At 44.6% G+C, this 17,249-nt stretch carries 13 protein-coding genes; 2 read left to right on the top strand and 11 right to left on the bottom strand.

What is annotated here, in order from left to right; all coding sequences use genetic code 11:
• Positions 1-40 precede the first annotated feature (40 nt).
• The 7 genes from ACYX4W_RS15320 to ACYX4W_RS15290 all read right to left on the bottom strand — a co-directional run bounded on the left by ACYX4W_RS15320 (position 41) and on the right by ACYX4W_RS15290 (position 8,661).
• Positions 41-1,810, bottom strand: a complete 1,770-nt coding sequence (locus tag ACYX4W_RS15320) for a flotillin family protein (RefSeq protein ID WP_476073740.1) — start codon at positions 1,808-1,810, stop codon at positions 41-43.
• Between the two features lie 18 nt (positions 1,811-1,828).
• Positions 1,829-2,443 (bottom strand): OB-fold-containig protein, encoded by a 615-nt coding sequence (locus ACYX4W_RS15315; RefSeq protein ID WP_476073739.1) that lies wholly within the window; start codon positions 2,441-2,443, stop codon positions 1,829-1,831.
• Positions 2,444-2,609: 166 nt separating this feature from the next.
• Complete coding sequence (locus ACYX4W_RS15310; protein WP_476073738.1) at positions 2,610-3,383, bottom strand: hypothetical protein; 774 nt, start codon at positions 3,381-3,383, stop codon at positions 2,610-2,612.
• An 83-nt stretch (positions 3,384-3,466) separates the two neighbouring features.
• Positions 3,467-5,389 (bottom strand): alkaline phosphatase, encoded by a 1,923-nt coding sequence (locus ACYX4W_RS15305; RefSeq protein WP_476073737.1) that lies wholly within the window; start codon positions 5,387-5,389, stop codon positions 3,467-3,469.
• A 14-nt stretch (positions 5,390-5,403) separates the two neighbouring features.
• On the bottom strand, positions 5,404-6,987 hold the full coding sequence (locus tag ACYX4W_RS15300; RefSeq protein WP_474806090.1) for an alkaline phosphatase: 1,584 nt from the start codon (positions 6,985-6,987) through the stop codon (positions 5,404-5,406).
• Between the two features lie 321 nt (positions 6,988-7,308).
• Positions 7,309-8,034, bottom strand: a complete 726-nt coding sequence (gene lpxH / locus ACYX4W_RS15295; protein ID WP_476073736.1) for a UDP-2,3-diacylglucosamine diphosphatase — start codon at positions 8,032-8,034, stop codon at positions 7,309-7,311.
• A 135-nt stretch (positions 8,035-8,169) separates the two neighbouring features.
• Positions 8,170-8,661, bottom strand: a complete 492-nt coding sequence (locus ACYX4W_RS15290) for a peptidylprolyl isomerase (protein ID WP_020743833.1) — start codon at positions 8,659-8,661, stop codon at positions 8,170-8,172.
• A gap of 183 nt (positions 8,662-8,844) precedes the next feature.
• Between ACYX4W_RS15290 and cysS the strand changes: the two genes are divergently transcribed.
• Positions 8,845-10,227: a cysteine--tRNA ligase gene (gene cysS / locus ACYX4W_RS15285; protein WP_476056356.1), complete on the top strand. Its 1,383-nt coding sequence runs from the start codon at positions 8,845-8,847 to the stop codon at positions 10,225-10,227.
• Positions 10,228-10,303: 76 nt separating this feature from the next.
• Here cysS and ACYX4W_RS15280 read toward each other — a convergent pair whose 3' ends face one another.
• From ACYX4W_RS15280 to gloB, 4 genes are all read right to left on the bottom strand, one after another.
• Positions 10,304-12,466 (bottom strand): TonB-dependent siderophore receptor, encoded by a 2,163-nt coding sequence (locus ACYX4W_RS15280; RefSeq protein WP_476073735.1) that lies wholly within the window; start codon positions 12,464-12,466, stop codon positions 10,304-10,306.
• A gap of 113 nt (positions 12,467-12,579) precedes the next feature.
• A complete protein-coding gene (locus ACYX4W_RS15275; protein WP_474806098.1) occupies positions 12,580-13,617 on the bottom strand; it encodes an ion transporter in 1,038 nt (345 codons plus the stop codon).
• A gap of 79 nt (positions 13,618-13,696) precedes the next feature.
• Positions 13,697-15,361: a lytic transglycosylase gene (locus tag ACYX4W_RS15270; protein WP_476073734.1), complete on the bottom strand. Its 1,665-nt coding sequence runs from the start codon at positions 15,359-15,361 to the stop codon at positions 13,697-13,699.
• A gap of 64 nt (positions 15,362-15,425) precedes the next feature.
• Positions 15,426-16,217 carry a hydroxyacylglutathione hydrolase gene (gloB, locus tag ACYX4W_RS15265; protein ID WP_476073733.1) on the bottom strand — a complete coding sequence of 264 codons (792 nt, stop codon included), beginning with the start codon at positions 16,215-16,217 and terminating at the stop codon, positions 15,426-15,428.
• 84 nt (positions 16,218-16,301) lie between these two features.
• Here gloB and ACYX4W_RS15260 point away from each other — a divergent pair, with 84 nt between their 5' ends.
• Positions 16,302-17,159, top strand: coding sequence for a class I SAM-dependent methyltransferase (locus ACYX4W_RS15260; protein WP_476073732.1), 858 nt, complete (start codon positions 16,302-16,304; stop codon positions 17,157-17,159).
• Positions 17,160-17,249: the final 90 nt, after the last annotated feature.

The following is a 17,249-nucleotide window of genomic DNA, read 5'->3' as shown; positions in this document are numbered from 1 at the left end:
AGGGCCTAGCTTTTTTAGTTCACTATTTTACTAGTAACCGTTAATCAATAGGTTGGCCGTCCTGTGCTGTATGGCCATTTAGGTTTTCTGGTGCAGCCACAACCGGCTTAGGCTTAACTGCGCCTGCTTTAGCCAAGATATCGCTGTTTCCGGTAACCAAGTCTGCTAACGAGCCTTTATCTGCATCGACTAAACCTACTTCACGCAGCATAGAGTCTACCAGTGGGGCGTTAGCACGGTAATTTAGCGCTGCCTGTGTTACTTGCTCAGCCAAACCGTTGCCCGAGGTTGCAACGGTATGCTCACCTTTTGTACCGCTACCTTGTCCGTATCCCTGAAGAATTTTAATACCTTCAATGTTTTCAAGAGGCTTAACCGCTTGCTCAACAAGTTCAGGTAATATCTTAAGCATCGCAAGGGCTTTTTGTAGCTCAATTTGTTCGGTCTTGAGCGTATTCTCAGCTTCGTAAAGGGCTTGTTTACCTTGCGCTTCAACGGCGAGTACTTTCTCGTCCGCGTCGGCTTGCAGCATTTTAGCATCAGCGGCAGCTTTGGCTTCTGTCAGAATTGCGGCAGCAGAGTTTTCAGCCGCTTCTTTCTTGGCCTGTGCTTCAACGGTTATACCTACAGCTTCTCGCTCCGCCTCTTTGCGAGCATCAATAACTTCAATTTGCTTCTTACGCTCAGCTTCTGCTACCGATTTAGCGGTAAGTACTGCTTCTTCTTTTTCCACTTTTTGCTTTTCAGCTTCGGCGGCTTTAGCGCGTGCAGCAGACTCTTCTTCCGACTTGGTAGCAACAGCAATTTGCTTCACTTGTTCTGAAACTTCAACTTCTTGCTGCTGGCGAATGCGCGCTTGTTCTAACGCCTGGCGCTTGGCGATTTCTTGGGTCTCTATCTCACGAGATTTCTCAATTTCTGCCGCTTCGATAGCACGGTTTTTAGCAATTTCTGCTTCGCGCTCTTCACGTTCTTTCATTTCTCGTTGCTTAGCAATTTCAGCTTTTTGCTCTTGGCGTTTAAAAGCAAGTACCTGCTCTTGTGCAAGGCGGGCTTCTTCTTCATCGCGTTTTACGTCTAACGATTGTTTCTCGGCAGCTAGGTTACGCTGCTCAATGAAAATACGGTTTTCTTGCTGAATGTCGTTCGTTTCTTTGCGCTTTTCTTCAATGATTTTAGTCAATCGAGCACGGCCTTCAGCATCGAATGCATTGTTTTCATTGAAAAACTGAAGGTCTGTCTGATCGAAGCCAGTTAAACTTACCGATTCAAGTTCTAAACCGTTCTTCTCAAGGTCGTTAGCTACACTCTGCTGAACTTTTTGTACAAAATCAGCGCGTTGCTCATGCATTTCTGTCATGCTCATTTCAGCAGCTACGGCACGTAGTACGTCAACAAACTTCGACTCCATTAATTTTTTGACTTCTTCAGCGCGTGTTGTGCGAGTACCTAGCGTTTGCGCGGCCATTGAAATGCCGTTGGCATTCGGCGCTACACGCAAATAGAAGTCGGCTTTTACGTCTACACGCATACGATCTTTAGTGATTAGCGCGTCTTTTTGAATTTTCTCTACTTCGATGCGAAGGGTATTCATGTTCACAGGAATAATTTCGTGAACAACAGGCAGAACCAAAGCGCCGCCGTCCTTAATGACTTTCTCGCCGCCTAGACCGGTTCTTACGAACGCAGTTTCTTTAGTAGCGCGGGTGTATAGTTTGGCAAAAATAAGGCCAATAACGATAAGCCCTACAACAATAGCACCGGCAATAAAGAGTATTGACGGCAAGCTAGATGGTTGAATTGTATCCATACTTTTATCTCTTTTAAGTTATAAGTAGCGGGTTGCTAACCAGCTGTGTTGGTTTTTCTGAACTAAAATGACGCGCTCTCCCTGTGCGAACAATTCTTCATCTTCGAATGGTTCAACTAACACAAAATGAGGCTGAGAATAATGGTCGGTAAATTTTGCTTCGGCAGGATTTCCACGGCTTGCTTTACCAATCGTGATTTCCGCCACGGAGCCGATAAAATCTTCGCTATTGATTGCACTGGACTCGACGCTTGGTAATACACCGGCGATAATTTTTACGGTTTTGGCTGTAACAAACAGCCCAACACCGAAGGCGAGAGGAACAGAGATAGCCGCAGGCAAAGTAATTTTAAATATGCTGGCTGTTAAGCCGTTTAGCATCAGGCCTGCAAGCCCAAATAAAGTAAGCAATACAACTAGGTATATAAGGAAGGGAACTTTATTTATATTTAGCCAGTTTGCTAACGACGTACTTAAAAAGCCTTCGCCATCTACTTCAGCAAAATCGTCGCCAAGCCCCAAAAAGCTCGCACCGAAAATGGTACTTATTAGTTCTAATATGAAAACAAAGAATACGGCTATAAGCGCAATGCTAAACCAGAAATTTGCAGGGGAAAGAAGAACATCTGTCATTTACACCGTCCATGATGACTAACTTGCTTTTATTCTTTATACCACAGAACAAAAATTAAGCCAGCGCGTAACGCATGTACTTTGGGCTAGTTTGTAACAAAAACTTTTTACGATGCCTAAATGGCTGAGCTGCAGACACAGCCATTTAGAGAGCGATTTTATACGTTTAGTGTGCGTGACCCTCACCGATACTGTGACCGTGCTCATCGTAGTAGCCACTGGCACCAGCTTCAATAAAGCCTTGAGTAACCATTTTGGTTAAAAACGGATCAGTGTGGTCATCCCCAATATCTGCATAGTCAGTACTTTGATAGTCTTGTCTTTTTGCAAAGAAGTCTTTCGTATTCATATTGATATCGACAGTTTTGAGTTTCCACTCTCTTACATACCCACTTTTATCAACGCTAAAAGATTCTATTAATTTTAGATGGGGAAGCCATGCTAATTTAAAGTGGCCCTGATCGTTATCTAGTGAATAGTATTCCACTGTATTACAGCTTTTACCGTCTATTGTATCTAGGGTCATAGCATTAATAAGTTTGTCACTAATGAGTTGGTAGCGGTATGAAAAGTCCGTCTCTTTTTTTCCGTGAATGGTTTCACCTGGCTGGTATTCGATAGCGCGCTCATGAGCATCGAAAAAGCGAGTAGGCTTTATAAATTTGTTTCTAACAAGTGTCCATGACTCAGTAATATTGGTGGCAGGGTATTCATGTGCGACTTTATTGCCGTTTCGCCACAAATGTAGTGATGTAGTTTGTAAAGTTTTAGATGGGCTAGTCACGCTTATTTCATATTTAGCGAACAGACTGGTGCTGTCTTCTTTACACGTCTGCTCATTAGATACGTTTACTACAGACGAAGTTTCAGCCACTTGAGCTAAACTAAACGTACTCGCACTTGTAAAAAGAATAAGCGCAAATGCATTAAATAATTTCATTCATTTATCCTACCGAAAATGAAGTTCTTAACCGAAGCGAAAAAGGCGACCAAAGGCCGCCCTAGCATTACTTTTTTAATAACTTATTCCATTGCATTTTCTGCTTGAGAGACAAAGTCTCCTGCAAAATCCATAACATGGAATATAACGCTTTGCTCATTAGTACCGTTGACGAGGAAAGCGCCAGGGCCTTTAGCATAAATGCCTACATCTTCACCCGAGTGTGTTTCCGAACCCAGTGGAATTAAGGCTTCTTGGTGATAGCCAGGTGTTGTAGTGTCGACATCAGTGATGTCTTTACGACCTGTATCAGGGCCTTCTAAATAAGCTGCGTCTGAGTTAGTAACGTCTCCCAGATTTCTAAAGCCTAGGCCATTTGTGTAGCCAAGTGTGGTGTATGGCGTACCGTCGGCAGCTGTAGCAGCTTCATCTGAACCTACGTTTACTACCTTGCCTAAAATGGGATTGCCGCGCTTTGGATAACCAGCAATGGTAAAGACGTGCCCGTGGTCAGCGGTTACAATAATAAGTGTATCTTCATCATTAGTAAGCTTATCAGCAGCATCAACAGCTTCAGCAAAAGCGATAGTGTCATGAAGTGCCCCGTAAGCATTACCTGCGTGGTGAGCGTGGTCGATTCGACCGGATTCAACCATAAGGAAGAAACCTTCTTCATTGTTATCTAACACTTTAATTGCTGCACTTGTCATTTCAGCGATAGAAGGTTCACCAGCAATGTCGTTGCCGCGGTCGGCTTCGTATTGCATGTGCGATTCGTTGAACAGAGCAAACACCTTTTCAGTGGTTTCAGTATCTAAGCCGTCGAAACCAGACTGATCATAGATATAAACGCCGTTTTCGTATATTGCTTGCCACTCGGCCGTTAAATCACGTCCATCTGTACGATCGCCTTCTACACTGCTCGCAGCGTCGGGGCTGTTAAATGCTTCGTCACGCGGCAAGAAGTGGCGACGTCCGCCACCCATTACAACTTCAAGACCATCAACGTCTAGGCCTTCAAAGTTCGCTTCTAAGTTAGCTTCGAAATTAACCAACTGGTCGGCAATGTCAGAACAACCCGCTGTAACTGCATCTTCTGGCATATCTGAAATGTCTTCCCAGTTGCGATCTGCTGACTTTGCATAGGTTGCTGCTGGCGTGGCGTGCGTAATACGGGCAGTAGAAATAATACCGGTAGACTTACCTGCAATTTCAGCGAGTTCTAGCGCCGTAACTAACTCGTTACCTGCAACGGTAGAACAATCACCGCGCTCAATGTCTTCGTCTACGCCGATAACACCTACGTCAGTTTTTATGCCACTCATCATAGCGGTCATTGTGCCTGCAGAATCCGGTGTTTGAGCATCAACATTATAAGTTTTTGAAAGCCCGGAGAATGGGAATTTGTCAAAGCTAAGCTGGTTTTCTTCGCCTGCTAGGCCGTTCATCTGACCATCTAGAATACGCGCTGCGGTAACGGTAGAAACGCCCATGCCGTCACCGACAAACAAGATAACGTTTTTGGCTTTACCGCGTAGGTTCGCTACCATTGCGTCTAATTCTTCTCTAGAATTAACTGTGGCAGTAAACGCCGCATTTGATGAAGCAGCGCTTTCACCCGAAGTAGCGTTCATCCAAACCGTTTTATTGTTTTCCACTTCTGTTTGAGCAGCCACAAACCACTCATTATTGAGGCTAGTGAGTAGTTCGCTATTGCTCACGCTGTTTACGCCAGGAACACAAACATAGCTTGTCGAAGTGATCTCAGACTCACCAAGCGAGCCGTCAGCATCGGCGTCTAAGCCAGAGTCGATGCGAACACCCGAGTTAGGGCAGTTAGTATCGCCAACCGCTAATTCAGTTTGCACGGTAAGGCTGGTTAAACCGTTTTGACCGTCAGCGCCATCAGCACCAGGTGCGCCATCGTTACCATCGTCGCCTTCCAAGCTACACGCTGAAAGACCTGCTACTGCTACCGCAATTATACTTAATTTAAAAAGGTTCATATTCTTATCTCTACTTACTCGTTTACAAGGCCAAGCGCTTGATTAATCAAGTGGAAAACAACGTTTTGCTCTATTACGCCTTGCGCAAGCTGGCTTCCAGGTCCTTTGGCATGCAGTGCAATGTCTTCTCCAGAGTGTGTTTCTGAACTAAGTGGAATAAGTGCTTCTTGGTGATATCCAGGCGTTGTTGTGTCGATATTGGTAATATCAACGCGACCTGCTGCGTTTTCTAATGCATACGTGGCATCAGAATTTGTTTCATCACCTAGGTTGCGGAAACCTAGACCGTTGGTGTAACCGAGTGTGGTGTATGGCGTGCCATCAGACGCTGTTGCAGGTTCGTCTGAACCCACGTTAACCACTTTGCCTAGAATGGGATTACCGCGCTTCGGATAGCCTGCGATAGTGAACACGTGTCCGTGGTCAGCCGTTACGAGGATTAATGTTTCAGAAGGATCGGTATTTTCAACCGCTGTCATTACTGCTTCTTCAAATGCTAGGGTATCGGTAAGTGCACCCGCCGCGTTGCCCGCATGGTGAGCGTGGTCAATACGGCCTGACTCAACCATTAAGAAAAAGCCGTTCTCGTTGTTATCAAGAATGTTAATTGCCGTTTCTGTCATCTCTGCAACTGATGGTTCGCCCGCGATGTCATTTCCACGGTCTGCTTCATATTGCATATGCGACTCGTTGAAAAGGCCGAATACACGTTCAACACTCTCCGTGTCTATCGCGTCAAAACCTGCTTGGTCATAAACATATACACCATTTTCGTACATGGTCTGCCATTCAGCCGTAAGGTCGCGATCATCGGTTCTATCACCTTCGACATCACTCACTGCATCAGGGCTATTGAATGCGGCGTCTTTTGGCAAGAAATGACGGCGACCACCGCCCATAGCAACCTCAATACCGTCAACGTCAACACCGGTGTAACGCGCTTCTAAATTGCTTTCAAAGTTCACTAGCTGGTCAGCAATGTCTAAGCAGCCATCGGTTACAGCGGCTTCTGGCATGTCGGAAATATCTTCCCAGTTGCGATCTGCTGACTTTGCGTAAGTTGCCGCAGGGGTAGCGTGAGTGATACGGGCTGTCGAAACAATACCTGTAGACAGGCCTTTTATTTCAGCAAGCTCTAGCGCAGTAATAACTTCATTGCCTGCAACGGTTGAGCAGTCACCGCGTTCAATATCTTCGTCAACGCCAATTACACCCACGTCAGTCTTTAGGCCCGACATCATAGCGGTCATAGTGCCCGCTGAATCTGGGGTTTGAGCATCTACATTGTAGGTTTTAACCAAGGCCGTATGTGGAAAGCTTTCAAAACTCAAATAACCTTCTTCACCAGGGTTACCCGCTAATTGACCTTTGTGAATTCTTGCTGAGGTGAGGGTTGAGATACCCATACCATCACCTACAAACAAAATAACATTCTTTGCTTTGAACTGATTATTGGTTTGTAACTTTGTATTTAGTTTTGATTGTGCGTCGGTAAACCAAGCGCTGTTAGTTTGGTGCTCGGGTAACACTGCCGCTTGAAGACTAGCAGAAACCGCTAGAGCAACAGCAGTACATGCCACTTTCCAGTTACGATTCATGATTTTTTCCTAAACGTATTGTTTGTATTGGTTGTGGTTTTGTCTAGACATCCAATCACTACCCATCATCATTCCTTGCATGGGGAGTGAATTGTTAAATCACGGAGAGCGTATGGAGAGAAGGTGACAATTCTTTGACATTTATATTACTGAACTGTCATAAATGTCACAAAACTGTATTTTGGAGAAATTTTACGGTCGATTGAAATTTGACAAAGCTTACGTTTTATAGTGAGTTAGAGGTAAAGAAGGGCACACATATAAAATATTATTAATGGTAATAAAAAAAGAGGTAGGACCATCTGTAAGTGTCAGATTTGCTTACTTAAAATTGTGATGTTGTAACATAGCTTCTGAGGGGGTAACCTTTAAAACACTACCTTGATTATACCAATCGCCGAGCACGATTCGAGTCGCAGGTTTGCCATTAGCTTCAAGGCTGTGAATGTTTGGTCTGTGTGTATGCCCGTGGATCATGCGCTGCACACCCCACTTTTCCATCACTTTCACTACCTCTTCTGGGGTAACATCCATGATATCTGGTTTAAGGTTTTGTTGCTTAGCCTTACTTTCCTTACGGCCATTATCGGCTACGCGTTGGCGATACCATAAAGGTAGGGCAAGCATTAGACGAGGCCACCACCAACCACGAGATTTTTTGCGAAACTTTTGATAAGCAACGTCGCGTGTACATAACTCGTCACCATGGGTCAGCAGGGTAGGCGTGCCGTACAAGTCTATGACCTCTTGTTCGTTTAACAAGATCATGCCTGCTTTTGATAGCCACTTTTCTCGTATGGCAAAATCGCGATTGCCGTGAATAAAGTAAATAGGGCAGTGCAGACTTACCTCTTTAAAGGCTGTCGCTATAGCAGTATTGAACGGGGTGACATTATCGTCGCCAATCCACACTTCAAATAAGTCACCAAGAACATATAGTGCATCAGCATTAATCGCGTCTTCTTTTAAGAAGCGCATTAAGCATTCTGTAATATCAGGGCGGTCGGCACTTAGGTGTAAATCAGCAATGAAGTAGGTGAACGACATAAATCTTCTTAAGTGTGGTCTAAAAAGCCGCGTTAACGTTCACGCGGCTTTAATATAACTAAAGGCTTGTTTTGAACAGCATGCCAGCCAAGCCAAAATTTAGTCAGGTGTTGTAATTATTATCTAAGCAGTTACTTATGCTACAACTGCTTTTTCAATGATCACTGGCTCAACAGGTACATCCTGATGGTAGCCGTTGTTACCGGTTTTAACCGCTTTGATCTTCTCTACCACGTCCATACCTTCAACCACTTTACCAAACGCGCAGTAGCCCCAACCGTTTACTGACTTACTAGTGTGGTTAAGGAAGTCGTTGTTGTTCACATTAATAAAGAATTGTGCTGTAGCTGAGTGTGGGTCTTGAGTACGCGCCATCGCGATTGTACCTACTTCATTCGCAACACCGTTGTCAGCTTCGTTTTCGATAGGCTCTTTAGTATCTTTCTGTTCCATATCAGGTGTAAAACCACCACCTTGAACCATGAAGTTGTTAATTACACGGTGAAAGATTGTGTTGTCGAAAAAGCCGTCTTCTACATAAGAAAGGAAGTTAGCGACTGTTTTAGGTGCTTTATCTTCAAAAAGCTCTAGGGTGATGTCACCGAAATTTGTTTTTAACGTAACCATTGTGGTTTGTCCTGTGTGTTAGCGTATATGTAAAGTGGGGGCATTTTAGCGCAAAACAGGTAGCTAGCGCAAAGAGCGGGTATGGCAAATAACAGCAATATCGCTGCAAATGGCTTGTACCATTTAAATCGTGACAGTGCTAAACTTTGCGCCCCAAAATTATGACAAATAGGAAATATAGACATGCTACATCTTTACAATACCCGAACCCGTGAAAAAGCGAAGTTTGTTCCGCTTCAAGAAGGGAAAGTGGGTTTGTATGTGTGTGGTATCACCGTTTATGACCTAAGTCATATGGGTCACGCCCGTACCTACCTAAGTTTCGATGTTTTAGTACGTTATTTGCGTCACCTTGGTTTAGATGTGAAGTATGTGCGTAATATCACGGATATCGACGATAAGATTATTGCTCGTGCCAATGAAAACGGCGAAAGCTTTGAAGCGCTGACTGCACGCACTATCGCTATGATGCACGAAGACTTTGCGGCAATTAACTTACTAGAGCCTGACGTTGAGCCGACAGTAAGTGGGCATATGGATGAGATCATTGAAATCATTCAGCGTCTAATGGACAAAGGCTACGCCTATCAAGCTAAAAGCGGCGATGTGCTATTCGACGTAAGCAAGTATGAAGATTACGGTAAGTTAAGCAAACAAGACTTAGAGCAGCTTAAAGCCGGTGCCCGGGTTGAAGTAGCGGCAGGTAAAGACGACCCGCTAGATTTCGTATTGTGGAAAACCACCAAACCTGGTGAGCCAGCGTGGCAGTCGCCATGGGGCGAGGGGCGCCCAGGCTGGCACATAGAGTGTTCTGCAATGAACCACAAGCACCTTGGTGCGCACTTTGATATTCACGGTGGTGGTTCGGATTTAACCTTCCCACACCACGAAAATGAAGTGGCTCAATCGTGCTGCGCGTACGATACGCCATACGTAAACGTGTGGATGCATGCGGGTATGGTACAGGTAAATGATGAAAAAATGTCTAAGTCTTTAGGCAACTTTTTTACCTTGCGCGATGTGCTTAAAGAGCACGATTCAGAAACTTTGCGTTTCTTCTTGATGTCAGCGCATTATCGTAGCCAGTTAAGTTACTCTCAAGACAATATTACTCAAGCGAAGGCAGCCCTAGAACGTTTATATACTGCACTACGTGGCGTTGTAGTAGACGAAAGTACAGACCTTAGTTACGGCGGTTATTTAGCGCGTTTCGAAGCGGCCATGAATGATGACCTAAACGTACCTGAAGCGTTTTCTGTATTGTTCGATGTTGCTCGTGAGCTTAACCGCCAAAAAGACAACGCTGAAGAAGCGGGTAAACTGGCTGCGGTGCTAAAAGGTTTAGGCGCAATTTTGGGTATGCTACAGAGCGATCCTGACACCTACCTTAAAGGTGGCGAGGGCAACGATGACGAAGCAGCAGAGATTGAAGCCTTAATTAAACAACGTAACGATGCCCGTTCTGCTAAAGATTGGGCAGCCGCAGATGCTGCACGCGATGCGTTAAACGCAAAAGGCGTAGTGTTAGAAGATGGCCCAAGCGGCACTACGTGGCGTAAAGCCTAACTATCCGGAGTCGATAAGCATTTTTACAAGTTAGATAGATTGAAAAAGCCCACAGATGTGGGCTTTTTTGTATGGATTAAAAGCGCTTTTCTATACCCACTTCGAAGCGACGCTGTGCCCCAAACCAGCAGTTGTTGGTATCAAAACATGAACCTACATATTCTTTGTCGGTCAAGTTGCTTACACTACCCGTTAACCTCAGGTCATAGTCTGGCATGTCGTAAGTGACAACAGCATCGACTAAGGTGTATGAAGGCACTTGGTCAGAGTTGTACTTATCTGCCTGCGTTTCACCCACGTAACGTACGCCAGCGCCCACCATTAGACCATCTAAGTTGTCGTCAAACAGGTAGTTAGCCCACAATGAAGCACTTTCCTCGGCTACCCATACTGGCGTATTGCCCACTTCATCTGGGTCTAGCTCATTTTCTGTCACTTCCATATCTAAGAAAGTCGCATTAGCCTGAAGCGAAAGGGCAGGTGTGATATTTGTACTTAATTCTAGCTCAACACCTTCTGACTCAACTTCACCAGTTTGGGTACGCTGAGCAAAATCTGGCGTGTTCACTACAACATTTTGTTTAGTGAGAACAAAATAAGCACCGGTAAACGTAGTCGCGCCATCGCTTGATTGGAACTTAGTACCTACTTCAACTTGATCGGCGGTGGTCGGCTTGAAGGCTTCACCTGTTACCGAGTCTACGCCCGTTACAGGTTCAAAAGACTCTGAATAGTTCGCGTATACGCGCCAACCTGAATCGAAGTTATACATAGCGGCCACACGGCCTGAAAATTCATCTTGGTCAATCTCGGTAGTGCCACCGTATTCAAAACCGTCGTAAACATTTGCAGCGACATCAGTACTTTCAAAGTTATCATAGCGACCATTTAACAACACAGTGATGTTGTTAAACTGCATTTCGTTTTGAACATAAAAACCGAGTTGTTCAACATCAATTTTGTGATCTTCTTGGTAGAAATCGAGCGGTAGCGCGCTAACATCGAAAAGGTCGTTATCAATATTCACAAGGTTCAATGGCGGTGTATTCGTACCTAACGTATCGCGATAGGCTACTGTAGAATCAGAATCTTGATAGTCGACACCAAACAGAAGGTTGTGAACTAGTTCGCCAGTAACTATTTGCCCTGCAAGCTGGGTATCTACCGTTACACCATCGGTTTCTTCGTCGGTTAGATAGGCAGAGCGGTACAAATCGTTTTCAGCATCTAACACAGAGTGGTAAGTGTTGCGTTGAAGCGCTTCTGAATCTGTATATCTGAACTTTTGCAGTACTGACCAGCTATCTGTGATTTGGTGATTTAGTTTGTAGCCAAGCATAAGCACTTCGCGTGAAAAGCTATTCCAGTTTTCATCACCTGCGTAGGTACTTGGATCTAACTTACCAAACTGGTCGCTGTACAAGGTACCTTGTCCGGGAAGAGGAGTTGATGGAATCATCTCTGGGTCATCTTGGTAGTAGCCAGATAGTGTAAGTTCTGTATCGCTACTAATATCAACCGTAACAGAAGGCGCTATGGTGTAGCGCTCGGTCTCTGTCGTGTCTTGGAATCCGTCACGCTTTCTTCCTAGCATTACAAGTCTATAGCGAGCATTGTCAGTAAGTGCGCCCGCGGTGTCTAAACCTAGTTCAAACAGGCTGTCAGACCCCAACGCTGCTCTCACAAGAGTTTCATCTTCGTCTTTAGGGTATTTAGCCACTTGGTTGACCATGCCACCAGGTGGAACCAGACCGTACAGAGATGAGGCCGGACCTTTTAATATTTCCAGAGATTCAGTAGCAAACGCATCAACTTGAGGGTAAAGATTCCAACTATTATTGGTTAGAAGAGGTAAGCCATCGTAAAACGTTTGGTAAGTAGTAAAGCCACGAATAGTAAACTGGTCGAAAATAGTAATGGTAGGGCGGCTTTCAGTGGTAACACCAGAAACGTAACGAAGCGCTTTATTCACTGAATCGGCTTGACGAAGCTGCAATAAATCTTGATCAATAACGCTAATGCTTACAGGCGATTCAATAGGGCGAAGTGATGACTTTGTTGCAGTGCTTCTATAAGACTGCATAGGGTTTACTTCAATGCGTTCTAATTGTTCTTCTTCTTCAGTTTGCTGGGCAAATGTATTGCTTGAAGCAAAAACAGCTAACGCAATAGCAGACAATGAGAAAATAGTCTTTTTTGAAATACTAGGTTTCGCTAATGATGGCTTACTAGACGCCATAAATCCCTTCCTCTAATGATAGATATTAAGATATTGAACTTTAGTCTATCATTTGAAAGGTAATGATAATAGTTATTGTTAACTATTGAGGTTGTTGTTAATAATCGCCTAATCTATTGATTTACATCTGGCTTACTAGTGGGTATCGCCGACTCTTTTTCAGTTAAATGTGACTTCCAGCGCTGCTGTGCAACGTGCGCTTTTACAAGCTCTAAGCATTCATTTACAACGCTAAGCACTTCTTTATCTAGTGCGTCCGCAGTAGGAGTATAGTCGTGCATACCGACAGAGATGAAATGGTCGATGCGCTCTGCATCCAAGTCGCTTAACAGGTTTACTAGCGATGTGGTAACAATGTCGGTAACTGACTCTTCTAATGTATTTTCAATGGTTTTGCCGATAACAGGAAGGTAATGCAGCGAGGATACTTGTGCATTGCTTCTCACCGCTTTCCCCACGCTTTTTCGTACATGCTCTCGAATTACCTCGCCATGTTCTTCGCTTTGAATAGATTGGCCTAAATGGTTGATGACACCAGCCATCCACTGCGTTATGACGGGTCGACGAGGCGCTAGTACCTGTGCATTGATATCGTCTAATAAAGGCGAACCTGCTGAGATGTCTTTTTGCGCATCGCTTAGCACTTTAACAACAATCCGGTCGCTAAGTTCTTCAACAAACACGTCGTAATAAAAGGCAAAAAAGCGAAAGACGGCGGTTTGATTTAAATCGATAATTTCGAACTTGTGCAAGCGGTGTAGTATGGAGAATATTCGCAAGAAGCGGAATAGACGAGTAGGGCCCGTTGGGATTAAGCCAATAATGTCGTACCAGTGCAAAAACGGAAAGAAGTACCAGCGTAAATGCTCTTTACGAACAATAGCAACGGCCCAACGAAAGCAGAACTCGGTAAAGAATATGGCAATAAAAACTAAATCGACCAACAAAAAGTTGGCGTGAATTGGGTCGTAAGCGTTTAGAAAGGCGGGGAAATATGTACCCAAAAGACCGTATACAAAATCTGTAGCATAAAGCGCATCGAAAATAAGCCACGCTAGATTTACAAACAGTATACCTAGCATGACTAAATCTAAGATTAACCAAGGCGTTTCGTGACTATTTCGCAGATTTTCTCGGTTAATTCTTAGCATTTCCATATCCTTTTCGTGATTTAACGTATGATATGACCGCTTAAAGGAAAACGCGTTAATGCTAATCTAGGCCGAGTCACTAGCTCGATGCGTTCAACCTTGTCACGTCTACATACAGTTTAAGTCTTTGACCGGGTTGCAAATAGCGCTTAGTGTTTAGCGAATTCCACTTGCCAATGTCACTTACCTTAACTTTGAACTTGCTGGCGATACGAGATAACGAGTCACCGTTTCTTACCGTGTAGGTTAGTTTTTTGGTAACTCCGGCTTGCGCTTTGCCTTTCTGCCAAATAACCAGAGCTTTTCCTAGGCGAAGCGTATCACCCGGTGCCATACCATTCCATTTAGCTAACTGCTTAGTACTTACTTTGTACTTACGCGCAATATCCCATAGCGTATCACCGGATTTAACGGTGTGACGCACTTTTTGCTGAGACAAGCTGCTATTTTGCAGACTGGCTAAACGTTCCTCTTGCGATAAGGTATAGCTGTCTAACTCTTGAAGCGCCACTGGCACCATTATCGCTTGGCCTATTCGAATCATTGATGAGTCTAACTCATTTATCCTTTTCAGCACTTTCACCGTGGTGTGGTACTGCTTTGCAATTTTACCTAAGCTATCGCCAGACTTAACGGTGTGACGTACCCAGTTAAGACGCTCTTTTTGATCAATCTTAGCAAGGGCTTGCGAAAACGCAGCAGCTTTATCAAGGGGAAGTACTAAGCGGTGTGGACCATCTGGGGATGTAGCCCAGCGATTGAACCCAGGGTTTAATCCATGAAGCTCTTTTAAAGACATGCCGGCAAGTTCGGCCGCAAACGCTAAATCGACCTGAGAGCCAATATCGACCACCTCAATAACGGCTACGTTTTCTACCTCTGGCCAAGAGTACGCATATTCATCTTTGTTTTTAAGAATATCAGCAAGGGCTAATAACTTGGGCACATACGCACGGGTTTCTTTAGGTAAGTTTAAGTTCCAGAAGTCGGTAGGCCTTCCCGCACGTTTATTGGCTTTAATCGCTCGTTGAACACGGCCTTCACCGCTGTTGTAGGCCGCTAATGCGTGCAGCCAATTACCGTCAAACATCTCATTTAAATAGGTAAGGTAATCCAGTGCACCTTGCGTTGAAGCAACGACGTCGCGGCGCCCGTCGTACCACCAATTTTGCTCCATACCAAACCGCTTACCGGTGCCTGGGATAAATTGCCACATACCGGCTGCGCGGCCGTGAGAATAAGCGAAAGGGTCGAATGCGCTTTCAACGATAGGCAAGAGAATTAGCTCCATCGGCATGTCACGCTTTTCAATTTCTTCTGCAATGTAGTAAAGAAATGGCTTGGCACGCTTAACCACGCGAGCCATATATTCTGGGTGCTTTAAATACCACTTTCTTTGGGCGTTCAGGCGTTTATTGTCAGGTATGGGTAAAGCAAAATTTGCGCTAGCACGTTCCCATACGTCCGTTACAACAGCCTGTGTATGCATGTCAGGTGTCGCGGTAAGTTCGGCACTTTCTTCTAGCGTATCGTCATTTGGATGCACGACTTCAACAACGCCATCTCTTGCTAACTCACAATCAGAAATAGCTTCTTCATTGCTATGAATTTCACTGCACGCTTCTAGCGAAGCATTTTCGTTACTTTCTAATTGCGCATTGTCACTATTATTATCTGTTATCTGACAACCCGTTAAACCTATCGCCAACAACAATGGCGATAGAGGGAAAAACTTCAACTGCATATATGAAGAAACCTCTTGGAGCACTGCAAACCGGCAATATTACGATAATCGGCTTACTTTTGCATCAAAACTCATCTTTCCAGCGGCGAACTGCAGCAAACACTGCAACATCGTCAGCCAGGTTATTTTCGCAATAGGCTTCGGCAGCAGTTTTAACAGAAAGTTCATGTGCACGTAAAAATGGGTTTATGTTTTTTTGCTCTTTGAGGTTACTCGGTAAAGTAGGTTGATTCTGTTCTCGCTTAGCGTTAACCCAATCTGCGTAGTCGTTTAGCGCCGTATTGTCAGGCTCAACAGCAAGAGCAAATGCAACGTTTGCTTGCGTATATTCGTGGGCGCCGTACACCTTGGTAGTGTCAGGCAATCGCTTTAACTTATTCAAAGAATGATGCATTTGCTCTGGAGAGCCTTCGAATAAACGCCCGCAGCCCGCGGAAAACAGTGTATCACCGCAAAATAGTATGCCATGCCCAAAGAAAGCAATATGGTCAAGAGTATGGCCTGGCACTTCCATAACTTGCAGTGACATTTTAAATACAGGAAGTGTAACGGTATCGCCCTGTGCCACCGATTTAGTGATGCCTCTTATATGGTTGCCTCTTGGCCCTATAACCGGTAAATCCGGTACGGTAGACACTAGCTTAGCGATGCCACCAGTATGATCTCTATGATGATGGGTAATAAGAACCGCACTAAGCAATAATTTATTGGCTTTAAGAAAAGCCAATACAGGTTCAGCATCACCCGGGTCAACGACTATAGCGCTGTTACCGTTGTGAATGCACCAAATGTAGTTGTCAGTAAAAGCGGGGATGGGATGAATTGTTACATCTGAAGGAAGCGTTTCTGCCGTCATAAGAGTACCTGCTTGTGTAGGTAGAATTATGCGTTACTATAGGGACTTGTAAACAGCAGAGCAACCTAAGAGCGCGCAGTGTTAATGAAATCGGCTTTTACAGCCAAACCGCCTCGCTACCCGACAAGCTGGGATGATTTCCCCGCAGGTGAGCATATCCGCGATGCCGTGAATACAGTTTGTAGCGATTATGCTGAGCGTATATTTGGGTATCACTTTGCTAAGTTAGGCTCTTTAAGTGCCGAAATTAATCTGAACACCAGCCCTATAAGGCACCACATCAATCAAGTGCCCTTTGATAACCAATTTGGCCGCCAGTTAGACGACAACGCCTTATCTAACAATTCTTCAGATAATAAAGTTGTATCTTCACCGTTACAGAATGAAAGCCGTGAATCGACAATTAGCAGAGAAAATACCATTGTAGGGCAGTCGCATTCCTTACCTTTCTCTGAAAACAGCATTGATGGCTTTCTATTAGCTAACGAGCTAGATTTTGCGCAAGACCCTCACGAAATATTAAGAGAGGTCGACCGTGTTATTACGCAAAACGGTTACGTCATCATCAGTGGTTTTAACCCGTTAAGCCTAGCTGGAATTGCCAAATTTTTACCGGTTAAACGCGGAAATATTCTGCACGATGCACGCTTTTTTACGTCCTATCGCATCAAAGATTGGCTTCAGTTGCTGGGTTTCGAGATTGTTGAACAGCGCCAGGTACTTTTTTCTACTCTGTTTTTTCAGCAGCGGTGGAAAGGAGCCGCTAAGCTTCAGCACTATTTAGCGTCTTACTTGCCTTGGTGCAGCGCGGTATATGTAATACTCGCGAAAAAGCGGGTAATCCCTATGACGGCCATAAAACCTAAGCGTAACTTAAAACCGCGCTTTTCTGCGGTAGGGGCAAGTGTGCGTACCTATACGGCGAATCGTACGCTGCGTTAGTGGTGTTAATATACATGTCATGTGGATTTAGAGCGCGCTTGGCTCTTAACTAGCAGGCTGTACTAAGCATTAACCCTTTTAGATATTTGC

The organism is Alteromonas sp. ABH4_454 (genome assembly GCF_056311775.1).
The sequence above is the reverse complement of the archived record's forward strand: the minus strand, read 5'-3'. Positions and strand labels throughout refer to the sequence as shown.

What these genes read in the sequence shown, in the direction of transcription:
- ACYX4W_RS15320 (WP_476073740.1), bottom strand. Translation starts at nt 1,810, where the DNA reads ATGGATACAATTCAACCATCTAGCTTGCCGTCAATACTCTTTATTGCC.
- ACYX4W_RS15315 (WP_476073739.1), bottom strand. Translation starts at nt 2,443, where the DNA reads ATGACAGATGTTCTTCTTTCCCCTGCAAATTTCTGGTTTAGCATTGCG.
- ACYX4W_RS15310 (WP_476073738.1), bottom strand. Translation starts at nt 3,383, where the DNA reads ATGAAATTATTTAATGCATTTGCGCTTATTCTTTTTACAAGTGCGAGT.
- ACYX4W_RS15305 (WP_476073737.1), bottom strand. Translation starts at nt 5,389, where the DNA reads ATGAACCTTTTTAAATTAAGTATAATTGCGGTAGCAGTAGCAGGTCTT.
- ACYX4W_RS15300 (WP_474806090.1), bottom strand. Translation starts at nt 6,987, where the DNA reads ATGAATCGTAACTGGAAAGTGGCATGTACTGCTGTTGCTCTAGCGGTT.
- lpxH (WP_476073736.1), bottom strand. Translation starts at nt 8,034, where the DNA reads ATGTCGTTCACCTACTTCATTGCTGATTTACACCTAAGTGCCGACCGC.
- ACYX4W_RS15290 (WP_020743833.1), bottom strand. Translation starts at nt 8,661, where the DNA reads ATGGTTACGTTAAAAACAAATTTCGGTGACATCACCCTAGAGCTTTTT.
- cysS (WP_476056356.1), top strand. Translation starts at nt 8,845, where the DNA reads ATGCTACATCTTTACAATACCCGAACCCGTGAAAAAGCGAAGTTTGTT.
- ACYX4W_RS15280 (WP_476073735.1), bottom strand. Translation starts at nt 12,466, where the DNA reads ATGGCGTCTAGTAAGCCATCATTAGCGAAACCTAGTATTTCAAAAAAG.
- ACYX4W_RS15275 (WP_474806098.1), bottom strand. Translation starts at nt 13,617, where the DNA reads ATGCTAAGAATTAACCGAGAAAATCTGCGAAATAGTCACGAAACGCCT.
- ACYX4W_RS15270 (WP_476073734.1), bottom strand. Translation starts at nt 15,361, where the DNA reads ATGCAGTTGAAGTTTTTCCCTCTATCGCCATTGTTGTTGGCGATAGGT.
- gloB (WP_476073733.1), bottom strand. Translation starts at nt 16,217, where the DNA reads ATGACGGCAGAAACGCTTCCTTCAGATGTAACAATTCATCCCATCCCC.
- ACYX4W_RS15260 (WP_476073732.1), top strand. Translation starts at nt 16,302, where the DNA reads ATGAAATCGGCTTTTACAGCCAAACCGCCTCGCTACCCGACAAGCTGG.